The organism is Streptomyces litchfieldiae (assembly GCF_031845365.1).
GTDB lineage: Bacteria > Actinomycetota > Actinomycetes > Streptomycetales > Streptomycetaceae > Streptomyces > Streptomyces litchfieldiae.
In genome coordinates this window covers 1-20,864 of record NZ_JAVREL010000007.1, presented here as the reverse complement: position 1 = coordinate 20,864, position 20,864 = coordinate 1, and the positions used below count along the sequence as shown (strand labels likewise).

20 protein-coding genes are annotated in these 20,864 nt (G+C 73.4%); 5 read left to right on the top strand and 15 right to left on the bottom strand.

Annotation, left to right across the window (positions count from 1 at the left end):
• Nucleotides 1-23 precede the first annotated feature (23 nt).
• From aroQ to RM590_RS13940, 10 genes are all read right to left on the bottom strand, one after another.
• Nucleotides 24-464, bottom strand: coding sequence for a type II 3-dehydroquinate dehydratase (gene aroQ / locus RM590_RS13985; protein WP_311704851.1), 441 nt, complete (start codon nt 462-464; stop codon nt 24-26).
• Nucleotides 461-1,576 (bottom strand): 3-dehydroquinate synthase, encoded by a 1,116-nt coding sequence (gene aroB / locus RM590_RS13980; protein WP_311704850.1) that lies wholly within the window; start codon nt 1,574-1,576, stop codon nt 461-463. The genes aroQ and aroB overlap by 4 nt, the downstream gene beginning before the upstream one ends.
• Nucleotides 1,573-2,106, bottom strand: a complete 534-nt coding sequence (locus RM590_RS13975) for a shikimate kinase (RefSeq protein WP_311704849.1) — start codon at nt 2,104-2,106, stop codon at nt 1,573-1,575. The genes aroB and RM590_RS13975 overlap by 4 nt, the downstream gene beginning before the upstream one ends.
• Nucleotides 2,103-3,287, bottom strand: a complete 1,185-nt coding sequence (aroC, locus tag RM590_RS13970; RefSeq protein WP_311704848.1) for a chorismate synthase — start codon at nt 3,285-3,287, stop codon at nt 2,103-2,105. The genes RM590_RS13975 and aroC overlap by 4 nt, the downstream gene beginning before the upstream one ends.
• A 130-nt stretch (nt 3,288-3,417) precedes the next feature.
• Nucleotides 3,418-4,254 carry a shikimate dehydrogenase gene (locus tag RM590_RS13965; protein ID WP_311704847.1) on the bottom strand — a complete coding sequence of 279 codons (837 nt, stop codon included), beginning with the start codon at nt 4,252-4,254 and terminating at the stop codon, nt 3,418-3,420.
• The gene (gene mltG / locus RM590_RS13960; RefSeq protein WP_311704846.1) at nt 4,254-5,918 is read right to left on the bottom strand and encodes an endolytic transglycosylase MltG; all 1,665 of its coding nucleotides are present in this window, start codon (nt 5,916-5,918) and stop codon (nt 4,254-4,256) included. Before mltG ends, RM590_RS13965 begins: the two co-directional genes overlap by 1 nt.
• Before the next feature lie 84 nt (nt 5,919-6,002).
• Nucleotides 6,003-6,467 (bottom strand): Holliday junction resolvase RuvX, encoded by a 465-nt coding sequence (gene ruvX, locus RM590_RS13955; protein WP_311704845.1) that lies wholly within the window; start codon nt 6,465-6,467, stop codon nt 6,003-6,005.
• Entirely contained in the window at nt 6,467-9,136 is a 2,670-nt protein-coding gene (gene alaS, locus RM590_RS13950; RefSeq protein WP_311704844.1) for an alanine--tRNA ligase, read from the bottom strand. Before alaS ends, ruvX begins: the two co-directional genes overlap by 1 nt.
• Nucleotides 9,136-9,471: a DUF6167 family protein gene (locus RM590_RS13945; protein ID WP_311704843.1), complete on the bottom strand. Its 336-nt coding sequence runs from the start codon at nt 9,469-9,471 to the stop codon at nt 9,136-9,138. Before RM590_RS13945 ends, alaS begins: the two co-directional genes overlap by 1 nt.
• A 7-nt stretch (nt 9,472-9,478) precedes the next feature.
• Nucleotides 9,479-9,892, bottom strand: a complete 414-nt coding sequence (locus tag RM590_RS13940; protein WP_311704842.1) for a DUF948 domain-containing protein — start codon at nt 9,890-9,892, stop codon at nt 9,479-9,481.
• A 209-nt stretch (nt 9,893-10,101) separates the two neighbouring features.
• Between RM590_RS13940 and RM590_RS13935 the strand changes: the two genes are divergently transcribed.
• On the top strand, nt 10,102-12,354 hold the full coding sequence (locus RM590_RS13935) for an ATP-binding protein (RefSeq protein WP_311704841.1): 2,253 nt from the start codon (nt 10,102-10,104) through the stop codon (nt 12,352-12,354).
• Here the strand turns inward: RM590_RS13935 and rpsD are convergent.
• Complete coding sequence (gene rpsD / locus RM590_RS13930; protein WP_311704840.1) at nt 12,342-12,953, bottom strand: 30S ribosomal protein S4; 612 nt, start codon at nt 12,951-12,953, stop codon at nt 12,342-12,344. The genes RM590_RS13935 and rpsD overlap by 13 nt on opposite strands.
• Nucleotides 12,954-13,008: 55 nt before the next feature.
• On the opposite strand from rpsD, the gene RM590_RS13925 reads away from it, so the two are divergent.
• Complete coding sequence (locus RM590_RS13925) at nt 13,009-13,908, top strand: DUF2470 domain-containing protein (RefSeq protein ID WP_311704839.1); 900 nt, start codon at nt 13,009-13,011, stop codon at nt 13,906-13,908.
• Nucleotides 13,909-13,931: 23 nt separating this feature from the next.
• Here RM590_RS13925 and RM590_RS13920 read toward each other — a convergent pair whose 3' ends face one another.
• From RM590_RS13920 to RM590_RS13905, 4 genes are all read right to left on the bottom strand, one after another.
• The gene (locus tag RM590_RS13920) at nt 13,932-15,299 is read right to left on the bottom strand and encodes a replication-associated recombination protein A (protein WP_311704838.1); all 1,368 of its coding nucleotides are present in this window, start codon (nt 15,297-15,299) and stop codon (nt 13,932-13,934) included.
• Nucleotides 15,300-15,344: 45 nt separating this feature from the next.
• The gene (locus RM590_RS13915; protein WP_311704837.1) at nt 15,345-15,983 is read right to left on the bottom strand and encodes a vitamin K epoxide reductase family protein; all 639 of its coding nucleotides are present in this window, start codon (nt 15,981-15,983) and stop codon (nt 15,345-15,347) included.
• 74 nt (nt 15,984-16,057) lie between these two features.
• Nucleotides 16,058-17,338 carry a histidine--tRNA ligase gene (gene hisS, locus RM590_RS13910; protein ID WP_311704836.1) on the bottom strand — a complete coding sequence of 427 codons (1,281 nt, stop codon included), beginning with the start codon at nt 17,336-17,338 and terminating at the stop codon, nt 16,058-16,060.
• 13 nt (nt 17,339-17,351) lie between these two features.
• Nucleotides 17,352-18,065 (bottom strand): MBL fold metallo-hydrolase, encoded by a 714-nt coding sequence (locus RM590_RS13905; RefSeq protein ID WP_311704835.1) that lies wholly within the window; start codon nt 18,063-18,065, stop codon nt 17,352-17,354.
• A gap of 134 nt (nt 18,066-18,199) precedes the next feature.
• Here RM590_RS13905 and RM590_RS13900 point away from each other — a divergent pair, with 134 nt between their 5' ends.
• The 3 genes from RM590_RS13900 to RM590_RS13890 form a co-directional block, all read left to right on the top strand.
• On the top strand, nt 18,200-19,072 hold the full coding sequence (locus RM590_RS13900) for a peptidylprolyl isomerase (RefSeq protein WP_311704834.1): 873 nt from the start codon (nt 18,200-18,202) through the stop codon (nt 19,070-19,072).
• 186 nt (nt 19,073-19,258) lie between these two features.
• Nucleotides 19,259-20,488, top strand: coding sequence for a DUF349 domain-containing protein (locus RM590_RS13895; protein WP_311704833.1), 1,230 nt, complete (start codon nt 19,259-19,261; stop codon nt 20,486-20,488).
• A gap of 152 nt (nt 20,489-20,640) precedes the next feature.
• Nucleotides 20,641-20,864 (top strand): DUF4277 domain-containing protein (locus RM590_RS13890; RefSeq protein WP_311704832.1); only part of this gene is annotated, 224 nt, incomplete at its 3' end.

The window sequence follows — 20,864 nt, the reverse complement described above, 5'->3', positions numbered from 1 at the left end:
GACAAGTGCCCGCGCCCGCCCGTTCAGCCGGCCAGTTCCTCCGCGAGTGCCCGCAGGGCCAGCAGATATGAGCCGATGCCGAAGCCGACGACGGTGCCGCTGGCCACGGCCGCGATCACCGAGGTGTGACGAAACTCCTCCCGGGCGTACGGGTTGGAGATATGCACCTCGATGAGCGGAGCTGAGCGCTGGGCCGCCGCGTCCCGCAGTCCGTACGAATAGTGCGTGAACGCGCCGGGGTTGAGGACCACGGGGACCGAGCCGTCCGCCGCCTCGTGGAGCCAGCGGATCAACTCGCCCTCGTCGTTGGTCTCCCGGACCTCGACCGCGAGGTCCAGCTCCTTGCCGAGCGCGGTGCACCGTTCGACCAGTCCGGCGTAGGACGTCGAGCCGTACACATCGGGCTCGCGGGAGCCCAGGCGGCCGAGGTTGGGGCCGTTGAGGACCAGAACCGGGCGGCTCATGCGGCGATCTCCGCGTGCGCGGCCAGCAGCATCGCCGGGTCCGGGCCCTCCAGGACGGCGGGCCGGGCCAGCCCGTCCAGGACGATGAAACGCAGCCGGTCGCCCCGGGACTTCTTGTCGATGCGCATCGTCTCCAGCAGCCGGGGCCACTGGTCGCCGCGGTAGGTGACGGGCAGTCCGACCGAGGTGAGGACGGCCCGGTGCCGGTCCGCGGTGGCGTCGTCCAACCGGCCGGCGATGCGGCCCAGTTCGGCGGCGAAGACCATCCCGACCGAGACGGCGGCGCCGTGCCGCCAGGTGTAGCGCTCGTTCTTCTCGATGGCGTGCGCCAGTGTGTGCCCGTAGTTGAGGATCTCGCGCAGCCCGGACTCCTTGAGGTCGCTGGCCACCACCTCGGCCTTGACGCGGATGGCGCGTTCGACGAGCTCGGCGGTGTGCGGGCCGTCGGGGCGGCGCGCGGCCTCGGGGTCGGCCTCGATGAGGTCGAGGATGACGGGGTCGGCGATGAACCCGGCCTTGATGATCTCGGCCAGCCCGGACACGTAGTCGTGCACCGGCAGGGAGTCGAGGGCGGCCAGGTCGCACAGCACGCCGGCCGGCGGGTGGAACGCGCCCACCAGGTTCTTGCCCTCGGCGGTGTTGATCCCGGTCTTGCCGCCGACCGCGGCGTCCACCATGCCCAGCACGGTGGTGGGCACGGCGATCCAGCGCACCCCGCGCAGCCAGGTGGCGGCCACGAAGCCGGAGACGTCGGTGGTCGCCCCGCCGCCGACCGCGACGATGACATCGGTGCGCGTGAAGCCGCTCTGGCCCAGCGCCTTCCAGCAGTAGGCCGCGACCTCGGCCGTCTTGGCCTGCTCGGCGTTGGGCAACTGAATGGCGATGGTCTCGTACCCCTGGCCGGCGACGTCCTCGCGGACCACCTCGCCGGTCTCGGCCAGCGCCTCCGGGTGCAGCACGGCGACGCGCCGGGCGGCCGTGCCGATCAGGCCCGGCAGCTCGCCCAGCAGGCGGCGGCCGACCAGCACGTCGTAGGCTTCCGTCCCCGCGCTGCCGCCGACCGTGATCCGGGTCGGGACGTCCGTGGAGATGTCCTGGGAGGAGTGGGTCATGCTGTTTCGAGCTCCAATGCGTCAAGGACCGCCTGGGCGACCTCGTCCGGCGTGCGCTCGGCGGTCTGCACGACCGCGCGGGCGACCTCGGTGTACAGGGGGCGGCGCTCCTCCATGAGCACCCGCCAGCGCTGCCGGGGGTTGACGGCGAGCAGCGGGCGGGGGGTGTCCAGGCCGACGCGCCGCACGGCCTCGGCGAGCGCGACGTCGAGGAACACCACCGGCAGCCCGGCCAGCAGCTCCCGGGTGGCGGGGCTGAGGATGGCGCCGCCGCCCAGCGAGACGACGCCGTCGTGCTCGGTGAGGGCGGCGCGCACGGCGGCGGCCTCCAGCTCGCGGAACCTTGGCTCGCCGTCCTCGACGAAGATCTCCGGGATGGGCTTCCCCGCGGCCCGCTGGATGTCTGTGTCGGTGTCGCGCACCGTGGTCCCGAGCCGCTCGGCGAGCAGGGCGCCCACGGTGGACTTGCCGGATCCGGGCGGGCCGACCAGGACCACGGCCGGCCCGGTGGCCCCCGCGGTGCCGCTCACCGGATCTCCAGGCTGTCCAGGAAGCCGGTGACGTTGCGCCGGGTCTCGGTCACGCTGTCCCCGCCGAACTTCTCCGCCACGGCGTCCGCCAGCACCAGGGCGACCATGGCCTCCGCGACGATGCCCGCGGCCGGCACGGCGCAGACGTCGGAACGCTGGTGGTGGGCGCTGGTGGTGTCGCCGGTCGCGATGTCCACGGTGGACAGGGCGCGGGGCACGGTGGCGATGGGCTTCATCGCGGCACGCACGCGCAGCAGTTCACCGGTGGACAGGCCCCCCTCGGTGCCGCCGGAACGGCCGGAGGCACGCCGGATGCCGTCCGGGGTCGCCACGATCTCGTCGTGCGCCTGGGAGCCGGGGACCCGGGCGAGCCCGAAGCCGTCCCCGACCTCGACGCCCTTGATGGCCTGGATGCCCATCAGCGCCGCGGCCAGCCGCGCGTCGAGCCGGCGGTCCCAGTGGACGTGCGAGCCGAGGCCCACGGGCACGCCGTAGGCCAGCACCTCGACGACGCCGCCGAGGGTGTCGCCGTCCTTGTGGGCCTGGTCGATCTCGGCCACCATCGCCTTGCTCGCGTCCGCGTCCAGGCAGCGCACCGGGTCGGCGTCGAGCCGGGCGGTGTCCTCGGGACGCGGCAGCGATCCCTGGGGGGCGCGGGCGCCCGCCAGTTCGACGACGTGCGAGACGATCTCGATGCCGGTGGTCTCCTTGAGGTAGGAGCGGGCGACGGTGCCCAGCGCGACGCGGGCCGCGGTCTCCCGGGCGGAGGCGCGCTCCAGGATCGGGCGGGCGTCGTTCACCCCGTACTTCTGCATGCCGGCCAGGTCGGCGTGGCCGGGGCGGGGGCGGGTCAGCGGGGCGTTGCGCGCCAGGCCGGCCAGCTCCTGCGGATCCACGGGGTCGGCCGCCATGACCTTCTCCCACTTGGGCCACTCGGTGTTGCCCACCATGATGGCCACGGGCGAGCCGAGCGTCAGGCCGTGCCGGACGCCCCCGAGGAAGGTGACCTCGTCGCGCTCGAACTTCATCCGGGCCCCGCGGCCATAGCCGAGCCGCCGGCGGGCCAGGGCGTCCGCCACCATGTCGGTGGTGACCGGCACCCCGGAGGGCAGCCCCTCCAGCGTCGCCACCAGTGCCGGACCGTGCGACTCTCCCGCTGTCAGCCAGCGCAGCCTGCTCAACGGTGCTCCTTAGGGATTCGTTCGACCGTGCGGTGTCTCACTGTCGATCCTCCCACGTCCGCCGCGTCCGGCCGGTGCCTCGCCCGATGCGCGAGACGACTCCGTCATCTCAGCGCGCCGCGCGGGCCGCTCAGCGCGCCGCGAGCGCCGCCAGGCCCGCCTCCCGCATCTCCTTCAGCGGGGCCGGGGCCAGGCCGGTCATCGCCTCGACCTGGAGAACGGCCTGGTGCACCAGGAGGTCGAGGCCGCCGATGACCTCCCCGCCGCGGCCGGCCCAGGCCGCCGCCAGCGCCGTGGGCCACGGGTCGTACAGCACGTCGAACAGGGTGCCGGGGCGGTCGGGAACGGCCGTGGCCAGGACATCGGTGGCGCCGGCCGGGGTGGTGGCGATCACCAGCGGGGCGGCCAGGGCGCGCTCGGCCTCGGACCAGTCACGGATCAGCACCGGCACCCCGAGGCGCTCGCCCCAGCCGCGCATCTCGGCGGCGCGGGCCGGGCTGCGGACGTACGCGGTGACCTCGCCCTCGCAGACCCGGGCCAGCGCGGCCAGCGCCGAGGACGCGGTGGCGCCGGCGCCCAGGACGGCGGCGCTCGGCACGCGGGTCACGCCGGCCTCCCGCAGGGCCTCGGTCATCCCCGGGATGTCGGTGTTGTCGCCGAGCCGCCGGCCGTCGGGGGCGAAGATCACGGTGTTGACCGCCTCCACGGAGGCGGCCGTCTCGCTGATCTCGTCGAGCAGCGGAATCACGGCGCGCTTGAGCGGCATGGTCAGCGACAGCCCGGCCCAGTCCGGGCCAAGGCCGGCGACGAAGCCGGGCAGGCTCTCCTCGTCGACCTCGAACCGCCCGTAGGACCACGTGTCGAGCCCGAGCGCCCGGTAGGCGGCACGGTGCAGCACCGGGGAGAGCGAGTGCTCGATGGGGGACCCGAGGACGGCGGCCCGGCGGTCCGCCGGCGCGAGCGCCATCAGCCGTTCCCCTGCGCTTCGTTGAAGTCCTCCACGTTCTGGAGGTGTTCGTCGTAGTCGGCCGTGAAGCGGGTGTCCCCCTCGGTGACCGTGACGAAGTACAGCCAGTCGCCGTCGGCCGGGTTGAGCGCGGCCTCGACGGCCTCGTGCCCGGGGTTGTCGATGGGCCCGGGCGGCAGCCCGAACTCCACATACGTGTTGTACGGGGAGTCGAGCTGGGTGTCCTCGATGCTCGTGTCGAGGGTGGAGCGGCCCAACGCGTAGTTGATGGTGGAGTCGAACTGCAGCTTTATGTCCTGCTCCAGGCGGTTGTAGATCACCCGGGACACCTGGACGAACTCCTCGTCGGACTGGGCCTCGGCCTCGATCAGCGAGGCGATCGTCAGCACCTCGCGCGGGGTCCGGTCGATCTCCGCGGCCTGGCCCTCCAGGTCGATCTCGGCGAACTCGGCCTCGGCCCGGTCCACCATCTCGGTCAGCAGTTCCTCCGGGGTGGTGTCGGCGCCCACGTCGTAACGGGTGGGGAAGAGGAAACCCTCCGGATTGCCCTCGGCCCAGTCGGGCAACCCGAGGTCCGCGGAGTCCGCGACCTCCTCGGTGCTGCCCTCCTCCAGCCCCAGGTACTCGTCGATCAGGGTGTAGATCTCGGTGGCCCGGCGCCCCTCGGGGATGATCAGCGCGTTGACCGCGGCGGGGTCCAGCAGCAGTTCCACGGCCGACGCCGCCGACATCTGCTCGCGCAGGTTGAAGACGCCGGCCTGGAACGTGTTCTCCCCGGCGGCCTCGACGAAGGCGTCGTGGCTGCGGACGACGCCCGCCTCCTTCAGGATGTTGCCGATCATGGAGAGCGAGGAGCCCTCGGGGATCTCCACCTGGACCTCGCCGGTGCCCTCGCCCGCGTAGTCCGGCGCCGGGCCGAACCGGTCCTGGTAGAACTGGTAGCCGTAGTAGGCCACGCCGCCCAGACCGCCGACCACGATCAGCGCCGCCACCATGCAACCGCAGCCGCCGCGCCGCCGCTTGGGACGCTCGCCGCGTCGGCCCGCGCGCCCGGCCGCGCCGCCGCTCCGGCGGTCGTCCTCATCGTCGTCGTCCCGGCTGAAGAAGTCGTGCTCCCCCTGATCGGGCCCCGGGTCCCAGCCGGTCTCCGGATCGGGTCCGGGCCCGTCGGCCGCCGGCGGCGCGGGGCGCGGCCCGGCCTGGTGCCCGCCCTGCTGCGGGTGTGCGTGCCGCTGCTGCTGCTCGTACTGCTCGGGGTGCTGCTGCTCGTACTGCTCCTGGTGGTGCTGGTGGTGCTGCGGCTCCTGCCCCAGGTGCTGCGGCTGGGGCGCCGGGTACGCCTCCTGAGTGCCGTACGCGTCCTGGTACTCCCCCGTGGGGTACGCGCCGCTCTGCGCTTGCGGATACGAGGGGTCCGCGTAGTACTGGCCCGTGGTGTCCCAGCCGCCCTGCTCCCCGTACTGCTGCGGGTAGTGCGGCTCCTGGTGCTGCTGCGGAGCGTGCTGTCCGGGGTGGTGCGGCTGCTGCTGCGCGCCGTACTGCCCCTCCCACGCCCCGGGCTGGGCGCCCGTGCCGTCGTACCCGCCGGACCAGTTCGGGTCCCCGTGGAGCGGGTCCTCGGGGTACCACGGTTCGGAGCCGGAGCCCCGGCCATACTCAGTCATCGAACCCCTTGTCACGCAAGGCGGCAGCCGGTCCCCCGCAGTCCGCACGACTGCCCTGTCGCGCGGAACGTTACCGTATCGCGATCAGACAACCACTTCGACGCACTGCCCCGGCGGGCGGCCGGAGGACCGTTCCGTGTCCAGGGCGCTCTGGAGGATGACCACGGCGGCGGCCTGATCGATCCGGGACCTGCCCTTCTTCGCGGACACCCCGGAGGCGCGCATGCCCCGCGCCGCGCTGACGGTGCTCATCCGTTCGTCCACAAGTCGCACCGGCACGGGGGCGATCCGGCGCGCGGTCTCCTGGGCGAACGCGCGCACCCGCGCCGCGGCCGGGCCCTCGCCCCCGGAAAGGGAGCGCGGGAGCCCGACCACGACCTCCAACGGCTCGTATTCCGCGACCAGTTGGGCCAGCCGCCGGTGCGCGGCCGACGCGTCGCGGCCCGGCACCGTCTCCACCGGGGTGGCTAGCAGGCCGTCGGGATCGCTGCCGGCGACCCCGATCCTGGCCTCCCCGACGTCGATGCCGAGCCGTCTGCCGCGCCGCATCAGGCCACTTCACCGACCTGACGCTCGATGGCGGCCAGCGCCTCGTCGATGGCGGCCGGGTCCTGGCCGCCGCCCTGGGCCACGTCGGGCTTGCCGCCCCCGCCGCCGCCCAGCGTCTTGGCGGCGGTGCGCACCAGGTCGCCGGCCTTCAGACCGCGCTCGCGGGCGGCCTCATTGGTGGCCACGACCGTGAGCGGCCGGCCCTTGACGACCGTGAACAGGGCGACGACGGCGGCCCGGTCGCCCGGGATCCGGCCGCGCACGTCCAGCACCAGCCGCCGCAGGTCCTCGGCCGTGGTGCCGTCCGGCACCCGGCCGCTGGCCAGCGCCACGCCCCGGATGTCGCGGGCGCCCGCGGCCAGGCCGCCGGCGGCCTGGAGGACCTTCTCGGCGCGGAACCGCTCGATCTCCTTCTCGGCCTCCTTCAGCCGCGACAGCACGCCGGAGATGCGCTCGGGCAGCTCCTCCGGCCGGCCCTTGACCAGCTCGGTGAGCTGGGCGACGACGGCGTGCTCGCGGGCCAGGAAACGGTAGGCGTCGGCGCCCACCAGGGCCTCGACGCGGCGCACCCCGGAGCCGATGGAGGACTCGCCGAGCAGCTTCACCAGGCCGAGCTGCGCGGTGTTGTGCACGTGGGTGCCGCCGCACAGCTCCTTGGAGTAGTCGCCGATGGTGACCACCCGGACCCGGTCGCCGTACTTCTCGCCGAACTCGGCGATGGCGCCCTGCTTCCTGGCGTCGTCCATCGACATGACCTCGGCGGTGACATCGAGCTCCCGGGCCAGCACCTCGTTGATCTTCTGCTCGACGTCGGCGAGCACCGAGCCGGGCACGGCGGCCGGCGAGCCGAAGTCGAACCGGAAGCGGCCCGGGGAGTTCTCCGAACCGGCCTGGGCGGCCGTCGGGCCGAGCGCGTCGCGCAGCGCCTGGTGCGTCAGGTGCGTGGCGCTGTGGGCGCGGGCGATGGCCCGGCGGCGCTGGACGTCGACGTGGCAGTGGGCGCCGGCGCCCACGGTCACCTCGCCGACCTGCACCTCGCCCTTGTGGACGGTGACGCCGGGCACCGGCTGCTGGACGTCGCGGACCTCGACGACGGCGCCGGAGTCCAGGCGGATCCGGCCGGTGTCGGCGAGCTGGCCGCCGCCCTCGGCGTAGAACGGCGTGCGGTCCAGCACGATCTCGACCTCGTCACCCTCCTGCGCGGCCGGCGAGGACAGGCCGTCGACCAGGAGCCCGACCACCGTGGCCTCACCGGCGGTGTCCGTGTACCCGATGAACTCGGACGGCCCGGCGGCGTCGGCGACCTCGCGGTAGGCGGACAGGTCGGCGTGGCCCTGCTTCTTGGCCCGGGCGTCGGCCTTGGCCCGCTCCCGCTGCTCCTTCATCAGGCGGCGGAAGCCGGCCTCGTCGACGGACAGCCCCTGCTCGGCGGCCATCTCCAGGGTCAGGTCGATCGGGAAGCCCCAGGTGTCGTGGAGCAGGAACGCCTTGTCGCCGGGCAGCACGGTGCCGCCGGCGGCGCGGGTCTCGCTGACGGCGCTGTCCAGGATGTTGGTGCCGGCCTTGAGGGTCTTGAGGAACGCGGCCTCCTCGGCGAGGGCCACGGTCTCGATGCGGCGGCGCTCGGTGAGCAGCTCCGGGTACTGGAGCCCCATGGTGGCGATCACGACGTCGACGAGGTCGCCGACGACCGGGCCGGTGGCGCCGAGGATGCGCATGTTGCGGATGGCCCGGCGCATGATCCGGCGCAGCACATAGCCGCGGCCCTCGTTGCCCGGGGTGACGCCGTCTCCGATGAGCATGACGGAGGTGCGCATGTGGTCGGCGACCACGCGCAGCGAGACGTCGGAGTCCTCACCGGCGCCGTAGCGCACGCCGGTCAGCTCGCCGGCCTTGTCGATGACGACGCGCAGGGTGTCCGTCTCGTACATGTTGTGGACGCCCTGGAGGATCATCGCCAGCCGCTCCAGGCCCAGCCCGGTGTCGATGTTCTGGGCGGGCAGGTCCCCGAGGATCGGGAAGTCCTCCTTGCCCTCGCCCGGCCCGCGCTCGTACTGCATGAAGACCAGGTTCCAGATCTCCACGTAGCGCTCGTCGTTGACGGCGGGGCCGCCCTCGGGGCCGAACTCCGGGCCGCGGTCGTAGTTGATCTCGGAGCAGGGGCCACAGGGTCCGGGGACGCCCATGGACCAGAAGTTCGGGCCCATGCCCAGGCGCTGGATGCGCTCGGCGGGCACGCCGATGACCTCCCGCCAGATGCGCTCGGCCTCGTCGTCCTGCTCGTAGACGGTGATCCACAGCCGCTCCGGGTCCAGCCCGTAGCCGCCGTCGGCCACGGAGCTGGTCAGCAGCTCCCAGGCGTAACGGATCGCGCCTTCCTTGAAGTAGTCGCCGAACGAGAAGTTCCCGCACATCTGGAAGAACGTGCCGTGGCGCGTGGTCTTGCCGACTTCCTCGATGTCGGGGGTGCGCACGCACTTCTGCACGCTGACGGCGCGCGCGAAGGGCGGCGTGGCCTCGCCCAGGAAGTAGGGCTTGAACGGAACCATGCCCGCGGGGACCAGCAGCAGCGTCGGGTCGTCCGCGATCAGCGACGCCGAGGGCACGACGGTGTGCCCGCGCTTCTCGAAGAAGCTCAGCCAGCGGCGGCGGATTTCAGCCGACTCCATCAGTGGTCCTCATTTCCGGTCGGTCCGGTCGGTGCGGTGGTGTCCCGGGCCGGGCCGATGCCGACCCGGGGGACGGGCGGGGGAAGGGCCCCGCCCGGTGCGGGCTGCTGGGGCGCGAGGCCCAGCGCCTCGTTCAGCTCGCCCTCGCGCTGGGCCATGCCGGCCCGGACGTCGAGCGCCAAGCCGCGCACGCGGTGGCCGGCCGCCGCGGCGCGGCCCGCCGCGCGGACGGCGAGGCTGTCGGGCGCCAGGCCGCGCAGGGTGCGCTGGACCTTGGTGGTGGCCCAGACGCCGGCGGCTGCGCCGGTGGTGAACCAGAAGGCACGGCGGAACATGGCCGGTTCAGTCCTTTCCGGTCGGGCGGCGCCGGGCGGCCGGCAGCGTACGGCCGACGACGGGCGGCGGCGGGGCTCCGCGGCGGCGCAGCGCCCTGCGCACGCCGTAGCCGAACGCCGCGACCTTCACCAGCGGTCCGCCGAAGGTCGACGCGACGGTCGTGGACAGCGCCGAGGCGTTGGCGGCGACGTCCTGGACGTCGGAGGCGATGGTCTCCACCCGGTCGAGCTGCGCCTGCGCGGAACGCACGGTCTGCGACGCCTCCCCCAGCAGGGGCACGGCGTGCTCGGTCACCCCGGTGACCAGCTTGGTCGCGGCCCTGAGCGTCTGGGCCAGCCGGACCAGGGCCACGGAGAGGAACGAGACCAGGATCGCCCAGAAGACGGCCACCAGGAGGCCGGCCACTTCTCCACCGGACACGAACGCACCGCTTCCCTCGGATGGGTTCTTTCGGACAGCTTTCGGGATCGGCCGCCGCTCATCTGGGCTGGCGGCCCGTCCGCGTGCGACGGCAGATCCCGACCCTATCGCGCCCGGCGCCCGCGCTCGTACCGCATTCTCCGGCTCCTGCCAAGGGCCGCAGGCCACAATTGTACGTTCTGCATACCTTCGAGTACGCTGCGTGTCTCATGCGAGGCTTTCAGGGTTCCGAGCCTCCGGCTCGGGAGAATCCAGGGATCGGGCGCAGGCAGGGCAACCTCCCCGCCGAGCTCACCAGATTCATCGGGCGGCACGCGGAAGTGGGCGTGCTGGTCCGCAAGTTGACGGGGGCGCGGCTGGTCACGGTGACCGGGGTCGGCGGCGTCGGAAAATCGCGGTGCGCGATCCAGGCGGCGAGACAGTTGCAGGAACGCTTCTGCGATGGCGTCTGGCTGGTCGAGCTGGCCACCGTGCGCGATCCGGAGCTGCTGGACCACGCCGTCGTGGAGGCGCTGGCCCTCACCGACCACACCGGCCGCCCGCCGCGGACGGTGCTCGTCGAGCGGCTGGCCGACCGGCGGCTGCTGCTCGTTCTCGACGGCTTCGAGCATCTGGTGGAGCCCTCCGCGGAGTTGGTGCACGAGCTGCTGCGCCGGGCTCCCGGGCTGCGGGTGCTGGCCACCGGGCGCCGCCCCCTGGGGGTGGCCGGCGAGCGGCTGTACCCGCTGCCCCCGCTGGCCGCGCCGACGCCCGGGTCGGGGGCGGCCAGCGCGCTGGCGCCGCTGAGCGAGGCGGCCTGGCTGTTCGCGGACCGGGCGGCGGCAGTGCTGCCGGGGTTCAGCGTCAACGAGGAGAATCACGAGGTCGTGGCGGAGCTGTGTCACCGCCTTGACGGCATTCCGCTGGCGCTGGAGCTGGCCGCGGGACGGCTGCGGACCCTGTCCCTGGACCAGACCCTGCACCGGCTCGACGACCGGTTCCGGTTGCTGGTCGGCGGCAGCCGCGGCGCGCCCCCGCACCACCAGACGCTGCGCACGGCCATCGGCTGGAGCCATGAGCTGTGCACGCCCGCGCAGCGCCTGCTGTGGGCGCGGCTGTCGGTCTTCGCGGGGCACTTCGACCTGGAGGCCGCCGAGTACGTCTGCTCGGGGCCCGATCTGCCGGCGGACGAGGTGCTCGACGTGCTGACCGAGCTGGTCGCGCAGTCGGTGGTGACCCGGGAGGACGGGGCCTCGGGCGTGCGGTACCGGATGCTGGACACGCTGCGGGCCTATGGCGCCGACTGGCTGGCGGCGACCGGCGACACGGACCGGCTGCGGCGGCGGCACCGCGACTGGTGCACCGGCCTGGTCACCTGGTGCGAGCTGGAGTGGTTCAGCCCCCGCCAGGCGGAGGTGGCGCGCCGGATCGAGGACGAACTGCCCAACCTGCGCGCCGCGTTGGAGTTCGCCCTGGAGGACGGGGAGGACGGCAGGCTCGGGCTCTACCTGGCCGGGACGCTGTGGTTCTGCTGGGTCGGCTGCGGACGGCTGGGCGAGGGGCGGCACTGGCTGCGCCGGGCGCTGGAGCAGGAGACGGACCACGAGGAGACCCGGCTCAAGGCGCTGTGGGTGTCGGGCATGGTGGCGGTGCTCCAGGGCGACGCGGTGGCGGCGATGACAACGCTGCACGAGTGTCAGGAGGGCGCGGAGCGCACCGGCAACGCCCGGGCCGCCGCCTACAGCCAGCACCACTCGGGGCTCCTGGCGCTGATCAGCGACGAGACGCAGCGGGCGGAGAAGCTCTTGCGGGCCGCGCTGGAGCGGTACGAGGAGATCGGGGAGCTCAACAGCAACGTGCTGATGTGCCGGGCCGAACTGGCCATGGCCATCGCCTTCCAGGGCGATCTGGCCGGAGCGGTGGCGTTGTGCGAGGAGGTCCGGCAGGTGGCCGAGGAGCACGGGGAGCGGTGGGCGCGCACCTACGCGCTCTATGTGCTGGGCTTCGCGGCCTGGAGCCGGGGCGACACGGCGGAGGCCCGGGAGCTGCTGGAGGCGTCGCTGCCGGTCAACTACACGTTCCGCGACCCGGTGGGCACGGTGCTGGCGCTGGAGCTGCTGGCCGGGATCACGGCCACCGAGGGAGATCCGGCGCAGGCGGCGGTGCTCCAAGGCGCGGCCGGGCGGCTGTGGAAGTCGGTGGGGATGCCGCTGTTCGGCTCCGAGTACTTCAACGCGCCGCACATCCAGTGCGAACGGCATCTGCGGCGGCGGCTGGGCGCGGCTCGTTTCAAGGAGTGCACCCGCGAGGGCGAGCGGCTCGACACGGACGCGGCGGTGGCGCGGGCCCTGCGCGGCCGGGGCGTCGGCGGGGCACCGGCCCTGCCGGCCGCCCGCACGGCGGAACGGCCCGCGCTGCCCCCCGCCGCTCCCCGCCGGGACGACGGGGAGCCGGACCGGTCGCCCGGGGGTCAGCGGGCGTAGTACTCCACGACGAGCTGCTCGTCGCAGATGACCGGGATCTCGTTCCGGTTGGGGGCGCGGTCGAGCCGGAACGCGAGCGCCTCCAGGTTGACCTGGAGGTAGCGCGGGGTCTCGCCGGCACCGGCGTAGCCACCCTCCCGGGCCACCAGGAACGGGTGCTTGGCGCGGCTCCGCTCGCGCACGGACACGACGTCCTCGGGGCTGACGCGGAACGAGGGCTTGTCCACCTTGCGGTCGTTGACCGCTATATGGCCGTGCACGACCATCTGGCGCGCCTGGTAGATGGTGCGGGCCAGCCCGGAGCGGAGCACGAGGGCGTCCAGCCGCCGCTCCAGCTCGACGATGAGCGCCTCGCCCGTCTTGCCGGTGACCTTGCGGGCGCGCTCGTAGGCGCGGACCATCTGCCGCTCGCTGATGTCGTACTGGGCGCGCAGCCGCTGCTTCTCCAGCAGGCGGACCTTGTAGTCGCTGTTCTGCTTCCGGCCGCGCCCGTGCTCGCCTGGCGGGTACGGGCGCTTCTCGAAGTACTTGACGGCCTTCGGGGTGAGCGCGATGCCGAGGGCGCGCGACTTCTTGACCTTGGGACGCGACTGGTTCACGTTGACCGGACCTCCGTGTAAGTTAGGTGAGCCTTACCTTAGCTGAGGAGTGCGCATGATTCGACCTGGGAGCCCCGTGCCCGGCACCGGACACCGAAGCCAGGAGGGCCAGCCGCGCCCCGGCGAGGACGCCCGGCAGCCCACGGCCGCCGAGCGGGTACGCACCCTGCTGGACGGGAACGCCTCCGCCACGCTGGTCATTCCGGGCGCCGAGCCCGAGGAACCGGGGACCGGCGCCGCCGACTTCCGCGTCGTCGCGCCCTCCGGCGACGTCTTCGTGCTGGTCCCGGCCGGTGCGCGGGCCGCCGTGATCGCCGCCCGCGCCTTGGACGACGAGGTGACCGCCGTGATGGAAATCACCGATGTCGCGCCGGTGGCGGTGCCCCACCGGATCCGCGGGCGCGGCTGGGTGGCGGGCTGGCTGACCACCGCGGCGGGCGGCGAACGGACCGCCGCGCTGGGGCTGCTCGCCGAACGGTACCCCGGCGGCGCGCCCTGGCGGGACGGCCTCCCGGACCTGGCGCCGGACCCCAACTGGGCGCTGCTGCGCCTGGAGGTCGGCGAGGCGTACACCGACGATCTGTGGGGCGCCGACCATGTCGAGCCCGACGAACTGGCCGAGGCCGCCGCCGACCCGCTGGCCCGGCACGAGGCCGAGCTGCTCCAGCATCTGGCCGCCGCCCATCAGCCCCAACTCCGGTCGCTCAGCTCGCTGTTGGGCGAGCGAGGAGCTGGCTGCGCGGTGCCGCCGGCGCCCGGCGGCGGGAGCCCGGAACAGGGCGGCGCGGGCTGGCACGCCGTGACCCCGCTGAGCCTGGACCGCTTCGGCCTGCGCGTGCGCTTCCGCGCCGGCCCGGCCTGCTTCGACGCGCGCTTCGAATTCCCCGAGCCCGTGGGCGACATCGCGCAGCTTCGCCGGGCGATGCGCCAGCTCTTCGAGGCCGCCGGCGCCTGAGCCGCCGAGCGGCCGGCCTGGCGCTATTCGCCCCGGTCGCGCCGGCCGTCCGACAGCCGCTGCCGGACGCGGTCAAGTATCTCCGCGTACCGCGCCTCGGCGCCGTGGCCGGTGGGCCGGTAGTACCGCTTCCCGTGCACGGCGTCCGGGGCGTACTGCTGGGCGGCGATACCGCCGGGCAGATCGTGCGGGTACAGATAGCCCTGGCCGTGTCCCAGGCTCTCGGCGCCCCGGTAGTGGCTGTCCCGCAGATGCGGCGGCACGGGGCCCGCCAGCCCCGCCTTGATGTCGGCCTGGGCCGCGCCGATGGCGAGCACGGCCGCGTTCGACTTGGGGGCCAGCGCCAGGGCGATGGTGGCGTGGCTGAGCGTGATGGCGGCCTCCGGGAAGCCGATGAGCGCCACCGCCTGCGCGGCGGCCACGGCCGTGGACAGCGCGGTCGGGTCGGCCATGCCGATGTCCTCGCTGGCGGAGATCATCAGCCGCCGCGCGATGAAGCGCGGGTCCTCGCCCGCCTCGATCATGCGGGCCAGATAGTGCAGCGCGGCGTCCACGTCCGAGCCGCGGATGGACTTGATGAAGGCGCTGGCCACGTCGTAGTGCTGGTCGCCGTCCCGGTCGTAGCGGACCGCGGCCCGGTCCACGGCCTCCTCCAGCGTGGCCAGGCCGATCTCCTTCTCGCCCTTGGCCAGGGCCGCGCCGGCGCCCGCCTCCAGCGCGGTCAGCGCCCGCCGCGCGTCGCCCCCGGCGATCCGCAGCAGATGCGCCTCGGTGTCCTCCGGCAGCGACACCGCGCCCCCCAGGCCGCGCTCCTCGGCGACCGCGCGGCGCAGCAGCCCGCGCAGGTCCTCCTCGGTCAGTGACTCCAGCGTCAGCAGCAGGGACCGGGACAGCAGCGGGGAGATGACCGAGAAGTGCGGGTTCTCGGTGGTGGCCGCGATGAGGGTGACCCAGCGGTTCTCCACGGCGGGCAGCAGGGAGTCCTGCTGGGCCTTGCTGAAACGGTGGATCTCGTCGAGGAACAGGACAGTGTCCTTGCCGTACGCGCCGGAGGAGCGGCGTGCCCCGTCGATGACGGCGCGGACCTCCTTGACCCCGGCGGTGATCGCGGACAGCTCCACGAAGCGCTTGTCCGTGGCCTGGCTCACCACATAGGCCAGCGTCGTCTTGCCGGTGCCGGGCGGCCCCCACAGGATGACCGAGGAGGGCCCCGCCGGGCCGCCGCTCCCCTCTCCGACCAGGCGGCGAAGGGGCGACCCGGGGCGCAGCAGGTGCCGCTGCCCCACGACGTCGTCCAGGGTGCGCGGCCGCATCCGGACGGCCAGCGGCCGGGCGGACGGGTCCTTCTCCGCACGCTCCTCGGCGGCGGCGGTGAACAGATCGGGCTCCACGTCACCGACCCTAAGCCACGGGACCGACAGTCCCGCCGGGGCCGGTCAGCTCGTCCAGAAGTCCCACCAGCGGGTCAGGATCAGCATGCCGATGACGCCGATGTGCACCGCCGGGATCAGCCAGTGGAACTCCTCCAGCGTCCGCTTCAGCCCGTCAGGCGCGGGCAGGAAGCCGTGCCGCACGTTGTGCAGCGTCGTGTACCAGAACATGACGATGGTGGCGACCCAGGCCAGGCAGCACCACAGGCACAGCGCGTTGATCTCGTACAGCGACTGGTACTGGAGCCAGGTGCAGAAGCCGACGCCGAACAGCGTGCCGGCCTGGAGCCCCAGCCAGAACCAGCGCCGGTACCGGGCGCCGGCCAGCAGCCCCATCCCGATGGCGATCACCACGCCGTAGGCGACCATGCCGAGCATCGGGTTCGGGAAGCCGAAGACCTCGGCCTGGTCGCTCTCCATGATGCTGCCGCAGGAGACGACCGGGTTGAGGCTGCACGCCGGGGTGAAGTCCGGGTCCTCCAGCAAGTGGAACTTGTCCAGGATGATGACCCAGGCCGCCAGCAGGCCGGCGAAGCCGGTGATCACCAGCGTCAGCGCGAAGCCGCGCCCCGCGCCCACGCCCTGCTCGCCGTCCCTGGCCGGCGGCCCGTCCGTACGGGCCACGTCCACCGCCGATGCTGCCATTTCGCCAATCCGCTCCGTCCGGGTGTGTCTCACCAATTCTGCACCAGTGACACAACGCTCACGGGGCGCTGATGTCAACCGGTGGGGGAACTCCCGGCGACCCTGCGGCGCAGTTCCTCCACGGCGTCGACCAGGGGCACGGGCGCCTGCTCGCCGCTGGCGAGGTCCTTGACCTGGACCACGCCCTCGGCCAGGTCCCGGTCGCCGGCCACCACGGCGAACCGGGCGCCGCTGCGGTTGGCGGACTTCATCGCCGACTTCACACCCCGGCCGCCGAACGCGAAGTCCGCCGCCACCCCGGCCCGGCGCAACGCGGTGACCAGGGTGAACAGCGCGCGCCGCGCGTCCTCGCCGAGCGGGACGGCGAACACGTCGGCCGACGCCGGGGCCCCGGGCGCCACCTCCTCGGCGCGCAGCGCGAGCAGCGTGCGGTCGACGCCCAGGGCCCAGCCCACGGACGGCAGCGGCGGGCCGCCGATCATCTCTGACAGCCCGTCGTACCGGCCGCCGCCGCCGACGGCCGACTGGGAGCCCAGCCCGTCGTGGACGAATTCGAACGTGGTCCGGGTGTAGTAATCCAGGCCGCGCACCAGCTTCTCGTCGTCCGTGAAGGCGACCCCGGCGCCGGCGATCAGCTCCCGGACGCGCTCGTGGTACTCCTTGCACGCCTCGCACAGGTGATCACGCATCATCGGCGCGCCCGTGAGCTGACGCTGCACGCTCTCGCGCTTGTCGTCCAGCACCCGCAGCGGGTTGATCTCGATGCGCGCGCGAGTCTCCTCGTCCAGGTCCAGGCCCCGCAGGAACTCCTGGAGCGCGGCGCGGTAGGCCGGGCGGCACTCCCGGTCGCCCAGCGAGTTCAGCAGGAGGCGCACGCCGCGCAGGCCCAGGGAGCTGTAGGCGTCCGCGGCCAGGATGATCAGCTCGGCGTCCAGCACCGGGTCCTCGGCGCCGATGGCCTCGGCGCCGACCTGCGAGAAGTGCCGGTAACGGCCGGCCTGCGGGCGCTCGTAGCGGTAGTAGGTGCCCGAGTACCAGAGCTTGACCGGCAGGTTCCCCGCGCGGTGCAGGTTCGCCTGGAGGGCGGCGCGCAGCACGGAGGCGGTGCCCTCGGGACGCAGCGCCAGGCGGGTGCCGCCCTTGGTGGTGAGGGTGTACATCTCCTTGGTGACGATGTCGGTGGACTCACCGACGCCGCGGGAGAACAGCTCCACGTGCTCGAAGCCGGGCGTCTCCACATAGCCGTATCCGGCGCGGCGCAGCGGGGCCGCCAGCGCCTCGCGCACCGCGAGGAACGCGGCGGAGTCCGGCGGGATCAGGTCGTACGTGCCCTTAGGGGCGGAGAAGGTGCTCACGGAAGGGGTCTCTTCACATTCCTCGTCGCGGGGCCGCGGCGTCGGCGGTCCCGTGGCCGGCGGCCGGCTCCCGCAGAAACGGGTTGGTGGCGCGCTCGCGGCCGATGGTGGTCTGGGGGCCGTGCCCGGCCAGCACCACGGTCGAGTCCGTCAGCGGCAGGCAGACACGGGCCAGCGACCGCAGGATCTCGGCGTGGTCTCCGCCGGGCAGATCGGTGCGTCCGATGGAGCCGGCGAACAGCAGGTCGCCCGAGAACAGCACCGGCGGGATGTCGGCCTGTTCGGGCAGCCGGAAGGTCACCGACCCCTTGGTATGGCCCGGCGCGTGCGCGACGGTGAACGTCAGCCCGGCCAGCGGGAGTTCGGCCCCGTCGGCCAGCTCGCGCAGATCGTCCGGCTCGCCCACCGTCAGCTCGCCCAGCAGCGGCTGGCCGATCCGGGTGCCCAGCGCCTTCTCGGGGTCGGTGAGCATGTAACGGTCGTCGGGGTGGATCCAGGCCGGCACGTCGTGGGCCCCGCAGACGGGTACGACCGAGGCGACATGATCGATGTGCCCATGGGTGAGAATGACCGCGACCGGCTTCAGCCGGTGCTTGGCGATGGTCTCCTCGACACCCGGCGCGGCGCGGTGGCCGGGGTCGATGATCACGCATTCCTCGCCGGCCGCGGGGGCGACCAGATAGCAGTTGGTCCCCCAGGCCCCGGCGGGGAAGCCAGCGATGAGCACGGTCGTCCTTCGGTCGTCGTCGTGGGCGGGCTGCCAGGCCAGAGCCTACCGGCGACGGTGCAGCCCGGGCGAACCCGTATACGGTGACGCCACGGGTCCAGTTGAGCAGCCGAGTCGAGACAAGGGAGAGCGCGGTGGTCAGCAAGGAGCAGCGGCGCAAGCAGCTCGCGCGGGCGAAGTGGGAACGGCAGCAGGAACGCCGGACCGACCGGGTGCGTCAGGGACGGCGGCGCCGGGTCCTGCTCGCCGCCGTGCTGGTGCTCGTCGTCGCGGGTGGCGGGACGGCGTGGGCCGTGCTGGCCGGGGACGACGGCGGGACGTCGGACCAGGCGGACGGCGAGCCGAGCGCCGATCCCGGCACCGAGCCCGGCGAAGAGCCGAGCGCGCCTCCGGAGGACCCCTGCGAGGAGCCGGCGCCGGGCGAGCCGTCCACGAAGCAGTGGGACGCCGAGCCGGAGATGACCGTGGACACGTCCTCGGACTACGTGATGACGCTGGCCACGACCTGTGGCGACATCGAGATCACGATGGACGCCGAGGCGGCCCCGCACACGGTGAACTCGTTCAACTTCCTCGCGAACGAGGGCTACTTCGACCACTCGTCCTGCCACCGCCTGGTGCCGGAGGGCATCTTCGTCCTCCAGTGCGGCGACCCGCAGGGCACCGGGCAGGGCGGCCCCGGTTACACCCTCCCGGACGAGAACCTGGACGACCCCGACCTTGAGGGCGGCGTCTACCCGGCCGGCACCGTGGCGATGGCCAACCAGTACAACCCCTCCGACGGGAGCGGCCGGGACACCGGCGGCAGCCAGTTCTTCCTGGTGTACCAGGACAGCGAACTACCCCCGGACTACACGCCGTTCGGCACCATCACGGCCGGCCTGGACGTGCTGGAGCTGATCGCGGGGGCGGGCGCCACCGAGCCCGACCCGAGCACCGGCAACACCGCGCCGCACGCCACCGTGGTCATCAACGAGGCGAGGGTGGAGGCCGTACCGGCGGAATGAGGCCGCTCACCGGTAATTTCCGCCGGGCAATCTGCGGACAGCCGGGCGGGGTGTCGCCTATGTTGGCGTTGTGTAGGGTGCCTGCGCCGGTCAGGCGGACGAGAACAGACGGTTTGGACCGGACGAGAACTGTGGACGGTGCCGGGGGCATCACGCCCTGTCGCGCGCATCAAACGAGGAGGCGCTGTGAGCAGCGAGCCGTGGGGCCGCGTTGACGAGACGGGGACCGTGTACGTGCGGACGGCGGACGGCGAGAAGGTCGTCGGCTCCTGGCAGGCGGGCTCGCCCGACGAGGCCCTCGCCTATTACGAGCGCAAGTACGAGGGCCTGGTCGTCGAGGTCGATCTCCTGGAACGCCGGGTGCGGACCACCGACCTGTCGACGAAGGACGCGATGACCGCCATCGGGCACCTGCGGGAGCAGGTGGACGCCGCGCACGCGGTCGGCGATCTCGCGGCGCTCGGGCGGCGGCTGGACGGGCTGGTGGAGACGGTCGAGGCCCGGCGCGAGGAGCGCAGGGCGGCCAAGGCCCGGCAGAGCGAGGAGGCCCGGGCGGCCAAGGAGGCGCTGGTCGCGGAGGCCGAGGAGCTGGCCGTCAGCGAGCAGTGGCGGTCCGCCGGGGAGCGGCTGCGCGCCCTGGTGGACACCTGGAAGGGCCTCCCCCGGCTGGACCGCAAGACCGACGACGAGCTGTGGCACCGGTTCTCGCAGGCCCGCTCGGCGTTCTCCAAGCGCCGCAAGTCGCACTTCGCCGCCCTCGACGGGCAGCGCGAGGAGACCCGCCGCCGCAAGGAGAAGCTGATCGCCGAGGCGGAGGCGCTGTCGGACTCCACGGACTGGGGGCCGACGGCGGCCCGCTACCGGGAGCTGATGCGGGAGTGGAAGGCGGCGGGCCGGGCGCAACGGGACGCCGAGGAGGACCTGTGGGCGCGCTTCCGCGCGGCGCAGGACGTCTTCTTCCAGGCTCGTGGCTCGGCGTTCGCCGAGCGCGACGCCGAGCAGCGGGACAACCTGGCGGCCAAGGAACTGCTGGCGGCGGAGGCCGAGAAGCTGCTGCCCGTCACGGACCTGCGGGCGGCCCGGGCGGCGCTGCGTTCGATCGGCGAGCGCTGGGAGGCCATCGGGCATGTGCCGCGCGACGCCCGGGCGGCGATCGAGGGCCGCATGCACGCGGTCGAACGGGCCGTGGCGGAGGCCGAGGACGCCGAGTGGCGGCGCACCAACCCGGAGGCCCGGGCGCGGGCCGCGGGGCTGACCGGCCAGTTGCGGGACGCCGTGGACCGGCTGCGGGAGCAGGCGGAGCGGGCGCGCGCGGCGGGCAACACGGCGAAGGCCGAGAAGCTGGAGCAGGAGCTCGCCGGGCGGCAGGCGCTGCTCGACCAGGCGCTCAAGGGCCTGGAGGAGTTCGGCGGCTAGGCCCGTACTTCGCGGGTCGGTGAATCGGATGGTTCGGTGGCCGGTCCGGTGTCCGGTCGGGGGTCTGTCGCGTTGGAGCGGGTGTGTCGATGACTTCCCGGTCCCCGCGGCCACGGACGGAGCGCCCTCGTATGCGGGTTGCGATCGAGTCCGTGGTGACCAAGCGTCTGGGCGCTCTGCCCGTCGCCGCCGAGTTTCTGCGCCGGTTGGATGTCGCAGGGATCGTCGACGCGCTGTGCCCGCCCGATTCCCGGGCTGATCTGACGCACGGCCAGGTGATCGAGGTGCTGGTGGCCAACCGGCTGACCGCCCCCGCTCCGCTGTTCCGCGTCGGGGACTGGGCGCGTGACTGGGCGGTGGAGGAGGTCTTCGGAAT

Bases quoted from the DNA above. Each gene is read 5' to 3' on its own strand.
- ruvX (WP_311704845.1), bottom strand. From the start codon at position 6,467: ATGCGGCGCGGCAGACGGCTCGGCATCGACGTCGGGGAGGCCAGGATC.
- RM590_RS13945 (WP_311704843.1), bottom strand. From the start codon at position 9,471: ATGTTCCGCCGTGCCTTCTGGTTCACCACCGGCGCAGCCGCCGGCGTC.
- aroB (WP_311704850.1), bottom strand. From the start codon at position 1,576: ATGACCCACTCCTCCCAGGACATCTCCACGGACGTCCCGACCCGGATC.
- aroQ (WP_311704851.1), bottom strand. From the start codon at position 464: ATGAGCCGCCCGGTTCTGGTCCTCAACGGCCCCAACCTCGGCCGCCTG.
- RM590_RS13965 (WP_311704847.1), bottom strand. From the start codon at position 4,254: ATGGCGCTCGCGCCGGCGGACCGCCGGGCCGCCGTCCTCGGGTCCCCC.
- RM590_RS13925 (WP_311704839.1), top strand. From the start codon at position 13,009: ATGATTCGACCTGGGAGCCCCGTGCCCGGCACCGGACACCGAAGCCAG.
- mltG (WP_311704846.1), bottom strand. From the start codon at position 5,918: ATGACTGAGTATGGCCGGGGCTCCGGCTCCGAACCGTGGTACCCCGAG.
- alaS (WP_311704844.1), bottom strand. From the start codon at position 9,136: ATGGAGTCGGCTGAAATCCGCCGCCGCTGGCTGAGCTTCTTCGAGAAG.
- RM590_RS13935 (WP_311704841.1), top strand. From the start codon at position 10,102: ATGCGAGGCTTTCAGGGTTCCGAGCCTCCGGCTCGGGAGAATCCAGGG.
- RM590_RS13915 (WP_311704837.1), bottom strand. From the start codon at position 15,983: ATGGCAGCATCGGCGGTGGACGTGGCCCGTACGGACGGGCCGCCGGCC.